The organism is Citrobacter sp. Awk 4, assembly GCF_028069725.1.
Lineage (GTDB): Bacteria > Pseudomonadota > Gammaproteobacteria > Enterobacterales > Enterobacteriaceae > Citrobacter_D.
In genome coordinates this window covers 1-5,564 of the sequence record NZ_JANEWG010000098.1, presented here as the reverse complement: position 1 = coordinate 5,564, position 5,564 = coordinate 1, and the positions used below count along the sequence as shown (strand labels likewise).

At 49.0% G+C, this 5,564-nt stretch carries 5 protein-coding genes; 4 read left to right on the top strand and 1 reads right to left on the bottom strand.

Annotation, left to right across the window (positions count from 1 at the left end; translation table 11 throughout):
- Positions 1-100 precede the first annotated feature (100 nt).
- From yiaY to NNO04_RS22020, 4 genes are all read left to right on the top strand, one after another.
- Positions 101-1,252, top strand: coding sequence for an L-threonine dehydrogenase (gene yiaY / locus NNO04_RS22035; protein WP_271446477.1), 1,152 nt, complete (start codon positions 101-103; stop codon positions 1,250-1,252).
- 93 nt (positions 1,253-1,345) lie between these two features.
- The gene (gene aldB / locus NNO04_RS22030) at positions 1,346-2,884 is read left to right on the top strand and encodes an aldehyde dehydrogenase AldB (protein WP_271446476.1); all 1,539 of its coding nucleotides are present in this window, start codon (positions 1,346-1,348) and stop codon (positions 2,882-2,884) included.
- A 222-nt stretch (positions 2,885-3,106) separates the two neighbouring features.
- Positions 3,107-3,430 carry a DUF3302 domain-containing protein gene (locus NNO04_RS22025; protein WP_271446475.1) on the top strand — a complete coding sequence of 108 codons (324 nt, stop codon included), beginning with the start codon at positions 3,107-3,109 and terminating at the stop codon, positions 3,428-3,430.
- Between the two features lie 5 nt (positions 3,431-3,435).
- A complete protein-coding gene (locus NNO04_RS22020; protein WP_271446474.1) occupies positions 3,436-4,572 on the top strand; it encodes an HlyD family secretion protein in 1,137 nt (378 codons plus the stop codon).
- Here NNO04_RS22020 and NNO04_RS22015 read toward each other — a convergent pair.
- Entirely contained in the window at positions 4,566-5,543 is a 978-nt protein-coding gene (locus NNO04_RS22015) for a LysR family transcriptional regulator (RefSeq protein ID WP_271446478.1), read from the bottom strand. The two genes, NNO04_RS22020 and NNO04_RS22015, sit on opposite strands and share 7 nt — an antisense overlap.
- Positions 5,544-5,564: the final 21 nt, after the last annotated feature.

The following is a 5,564-nucleotide window of genomic DNA, read 5'->3' as shown; positions in this document are numbered from 1 at the left end:
ATTCCAGTCATTATGAAAAAAATAACACTGATCATATTTTGAGTTAACGTTACTTCGTATGCTGCCTGCCTTATTTATTGATAAAATTAAGGATGGTTTTATGGCGGCTTCAACTTTTTTTATTCCTTCCGTTAATATCATTGGTGCTGATTCACTCAAAGACGCGATGAACACGATGGCGGAATATGGATTTCGCCGCACATTAATTGTCACTGATACCATGCTGACAAAATTAGGCATGGCGGGCGAAATTCAAAAAGCGCTGCAGGAACGTGATATTTTCAGCGTGGTTTATGATGGTACGCAGCCTAACCCAACCACTGGAAACGTTGCCGCCGGGCTGAAAATGCTCGAAGAAAATGCGTGCGACAGCGTGATTTCTCTGGGCGGTGGATCTCCGCACGACTGCGCAAAAGGCATTGCGCTGGTGGCGGCGAACGGTGGTGATATCCGTGATTATGAAGGTGTGGACCGTTCCGCAAAACCACAGCTGCCGATGATTGCCATCAACACCACGGCAGGCACAGCATCGGAAATGACCCGCTTCTGCATCATCACCGACGAAGCGCGCCACATTAAAATGGCGATCGTGGATAAACACGTCACTCCGCTTCTCTCCGTAAACGACTCTTCACTGATGGTTGGTATGCCGAAATCGCTGACCGCCGCGACCGGTATGGATGCCTTAACCCACGCCATTGAAGCGTATGTTTCTATTGCCGCCACGCCGATTACCGATGCATGTGCTCTGAAAGCCGTCACCATGATTGCCGGGAATCTGCCGACTGCGGTTGAAGATGGTAGTAACGCGCAGGCGCGTGAAGCGATGGCTTATGCGCAGTTCCTGGCGGGAATGGCGTTTAACAACGCATCTCTTGGCTATGTACATGCGATGGCGCACCAGCTCGGCGGTTTCTACAACCTGCCACATGGCGTGTGTAACGCCGTATTGCTGCCGCACGTTCAGGTGTTTAACAGCCAGGTTGCAGCAGGGCGTCTGCGTGATTGCGCGGCGGCGATGGGCGTGAATGTCGCGGAGATGGACGATGCGGAAGGGGCACAAGCCTGTATCGACGCAATTCGTGAACTGGCGCAGCAGGTGAATATTCCGGCGGGTCTGCGGGATCTGAATGTGAAAGAAGAGGACTTTCCAGTACTGGCGACCAATGCGCTGAAAGATGCCTGCGGTCTGACCAACCCGATCCAGGCGACTCACGAGGAGATCATGGCGATTTATCGTGCTGCCATGTAATTCGTGATATTTGTCGTAAAGCATGAAAAGGCTGGCGAAGATTTCGCCAGCCACGTCTACCCTTGTAGTACCCCACTAGCTAAGGAGACGTTCATGACTAACAATCCCCCTTCAACACGTATCCAGCCCGGCGAGTATGGTTATCCTCTGAAGTTAAAAGCCCGCTACGACAACTTTATCGGTGGCGACTGGGTTGCGCCTGCTGACGGTGAGTACTATCAGAACCTGACGCCTGTGACCGGGCAACTGCTGTGTGAAGTGGCCTCCTCTGGCAAAAAAGATATCGATCTGGCGCTTGATGCTGCCCATAAGATCAAAGACAAATGGGCGCATACCTCTGTGCAGGATCGCGCTGCTATTCTGTTCAAAATTGCCGATCGTATGGAGCAAAATCTGGAACTGCTGGCAACGGCGGAAACCTGGGACAACGGCAAACCGATTCGTGAAACCAGCGCTGCCGACGTGCCGCTGGCGATCGATCATTTTCGCTATTTTGCCTCGTGCATCCGTGCGCAGGAAGGCGGTATCAGTGAAGTGGACAGCGACACGGTCGCCTATCATTTCCATGAACCGCTTGGCGTGGTCGGACAAATCATTCCGTGGAACTTCCCACTGCTGATGGCAAGCTGGAAAATGGCGCCAGCGCTGGCGGCGGGCAACTGTGTGGTGCTCAAACCTGCGCGTTTGACGCCGCTTTCGGTGCTGCTGCTGATGGAAATCATTGGCGATTTGTTACCGCCAGGTGTGGTGAACGTGGTGAACGGCGCGGGCGGGGAGATCGGTGAATATCTGGCAACCTCAAAGCGCATCGCAAAAGTGGCGTTTACCGGTTCAACGGAAGTTGGGCAGCAGATCATGCAGTACGCCACGCAGAACATTATTCCAGTGACGCTGGAGCTGGGCGGGAAATCCCCAAATATCTTCTTTGCTGATGTGATGGATGAAGAAGATGCGTTTTTCGACAAGGCATTGGAAGGTTTTGCCCTCTTCGCATTTAATCAGGGCGAAGTCTGTACCTGCCCGAGCCGTGCGCTGGTGCACGAGTCCATTTATGAGCGCTTTATGGAACGGGCGATTCGCCGGGTGGAAAGCATCCGCAGCGGTAACCCGCTCGACAGCGTGACCCAGATGGGGGCGCAGGTTTCTCATGGTCAGATGGAAACCATTCTGAATTACATTGATATTGGTAAGAAAGAAGGGGCCGATGTTCTGACGGGCGGACGGCGCAAGCAGCTGGAAGGCGAGTTAAAAGAGGGCTATTACCTCGAGCCGACCATTCTGTTCGGTAAGAACAATATGCGCGTATTCCAGGAGGAGATCTTTGGCCCGGTACTGGCAGTGACGACCTTCAAAACGATGGATGAAGCGCTGGCGCTCGCGAACGACACGCAATATGGTCTCGGTGCGGGAGTCTGGAGTCGCAACGGTAATCTGGCCTATAAAATGGGGCGTGGCATTCAGGCCGGGCGCGTGTGGACTAACTGTTATCATGCTTATCCCGCTCATGCTGCGTTTGGGGGCTATAAGCAGTCGGGCATTGGCCGCGAGACACATAAAATGATGCTCGAGCACTATCAGCAAACCAAGTGTCTGCTGGTGAGCTACTCTGATAAACCGCTAGGATTGTTCTGATATTTGTTTTATAAAATGCCCGGTGACTTCTTGTTTACCGGGCATAATTCTTTTCTGAATCAGGAAAAAACATAATCCACACTATCTTCATGGTATATATAAATCAATATGACTTTATATAAATATGGTCATTGCCTGGTGAGCACCCCCCCATTACTATCATCCAGATTTATTTGTTTTTGTTAAAATGCGGATTGATATTTTTGGGTTTTTGAGGGAAATATGTTCCTGAATTATTTTGCGTTAGGCATATTAGTTGTCGTATTCCTGGTTATTTTTTATGGGATTATCATTTTGCATGATATTCCCTACCTCATTGCGAAAAAACGTAATCATCCACATGCTGACGCGATTCATGTCGCCGGTTGGGTGAGTTTGTTTACGCTACATATTATTTGGCCCTTCTTATGGATTTGGGCCACGCTTTATCGTCCGGACCGTGGGTGGGGAATGCAAAGTCATAACCCTGACCTTATTGAGTTGCAACAGCGTGTCGCCGGACTGGAAAAAAAACTGGCCGAGGCTAAGTCCTCCCCAGCGGAGTAATTTTTATGGATTTACTGATTATTCTCACTTACGTGGCTTTTGCATGGGCCATGTTTAAGATCTTCAAAATTCCCGTCAATAAATGGACAATACCGACTGCTGCATTAGGCGGTATATTTATTGTTAGCGGCTTAATATTACTGATGAACTATAACCATCCGTATACCTTTAAAGCGCAGAAGGCGGTGGTCTCCATTCCAGTCGTGCCGTTGGTGACGGGTACAGTCATAGAAGTGACGGATAAGAAAGATACCCTGATAAAAAAAGGGGAAGTTCTTTTTAAATTGAATCCGGGACGTTATCAGGCCCGGGTTGATCGTCTGCAGGCTGATATTGTCACGGCGAGCCATAAAGAGCAGACACTGGTCGCACAGCTGGCAGAAATGCAGGCAAATACTCAAAAGGCGAAAGCCACGCGGGATCGACTCGGGAAAGATTATCAGCGTTATCTGCAGGGGAGTCAGGCCAAAGTAAATCCGTTCTCGGAACGCGATATTGATGCTGCACGTCAGAATTATCTGGCACAAGAAGCGGCAGTAAAATCATCCATTGCAGAAGAACAGCAGATTCAAAGTCAGTTAGACAGTCTGGTTCAGGGTGAAAACTCGCAGGTCGCAAGCCTCAGAGCACAACTTGCGGAAGCGGAATTTAACCTTGAACAAACCGTTGTGCGTGCGCCGAGCGATGGATATGCGACGCAGGTATTAATTCGCCCTGGCACCTATGCCGCCGCTCTGCCTCTGCGTCCGGTGATGGTGTTTATTCCCAGCCAGAAACGACAAATTATCGCCCAGTTCCGACAGAATTCGCTGCTGCGTCTGAAACCTGGCGATGAAGCTGAAGTGGTGTTTAACGCCTTGCCGGGGAAAGTGTATAGCGGGAAGCTCTCTTCCATAAGTCCTGCCGTTCCAGGGGGGACATATCAGTCGATGGGCGCCTTACAATCTTTAAACACCACGCCGGGAACGGATGGGGTGATTGCCAGCATCGAGCTGAATGAGAATGCGGATTTCAACGCGCTGCCTGACGGTATCTTCGCCCAGGTGGCTGTCTATTCCGAGCACTTTAGCCACGTCTCCATTATGCGTAAAGTGCTGCTACGAATGACCAGTTGGATGCACTACCTGTATCTCGATCATTGATCTGTTAATTGACAAGCTTGCTCAGGTGATTTCTGGATTACGTGAGCAAGCTGATGACGAATTTCATTGAGTAATTCATCCAGCACATATTGCACACGCCAGGGTTGATACTCACGCTTGCGGAAGATAACGACTAAATCCAGCCACCACTGATGGTGTTCCGGAAAACAGGGGATCAACGTCCCGGACTGAATATCCTGCTTTAATGTTGTATCAGGCGCAAAGACAATACCCAAATGATTACGGGCAAGGTCGAGCGCTGCTTGCGTATTGTCGCAAATATAATTTCCTTTCACCCGATATTCATGAATGTCCCCCCCACCGTTTGAAGTAAAACGCCAGATATTGGCATCATCAATCATCATTGAATCAATAAGAATACAGGAATGATTTTCAAGTTCCTGGGGGTGATTAATGGCGTGTTTTTCTAGATATTCACGACTGGCATAAGCGCTGACTGTATATTTTGCAAGGAATGAGGCAACCAACGTTTGATCTTTCGGTGGGGCATACGTCACCATAATGTCACAGTCATCGGGAAAGTCGACGCCCTCATAAAATGCTTTTCGTTCAAGGTTTGATGTTTTGAGTATCAAGGTAATATCGCCAATATCGGTTATATTAGCGATAATATTCTTAGATAAATAAGAAGTAATACCTGTAGGCGCATACACGGTAACGCGTCCGCGTTTCTCATGTTTATAATCAGCAATAAAATTAGTTAATTGGTTACTTTTATCCAGGCAATTGTTGATATACGGAAGAAGCGCGGCCCCAAACGGGGTGAGCGTTAACTGTCGGGTGGTTCTGTCGAATACCTTTAATCCTATTTTTGATTCAAAATCAGCAAGATACTTGCTAACGTTTGCTTGTGCGATACCCAGCGCTAACGCGGCGTGGCTGATATTTTCGCTGGCAGCAATTACCGAGATAATCTTTAATTCCCTCAGCTTGAGTTGTTGTTTATTCATCATAGAATCCATGTATATATG

Bases quoted from the DNA above. Each gene is read 5' to 3' on its own strand.
- yiaY (WP_271446477.1), top strand. From the start codon at position 101: ATGGCGGCTTCAACTTTTTTTATTCCTTCCGTTAATATCATTGGTGCT.
- NNO04_RS22020 (WP_271446474.1), top strand. From the start codon at position 3,436: ATGGATTTACTGATTATTCTCACTTACGTGGCTTTTGCATGGGCCATG.
- aldB (WP_271446476.1), top strand. From the start codon at position 1,346: ATGACTAACAATCCCCCTTCAACACGTATCCAGCCCGGCGAGTATGGT.
- NNO04_RS22025 (WP_271446475.1), top strand. From the start codon at position 3,107: ATGTTCCTGAATTATTTTGCGTTAGGCATATTAGTTGTCGTATTCCTG.
- NNO04_RS22015 (WP_271446478.1), bottom strand. From the start codon at position 5,543: ATGAATAAACAACAACTCAAGCTGAGGGAATTAAAGATTATCTCGGTA.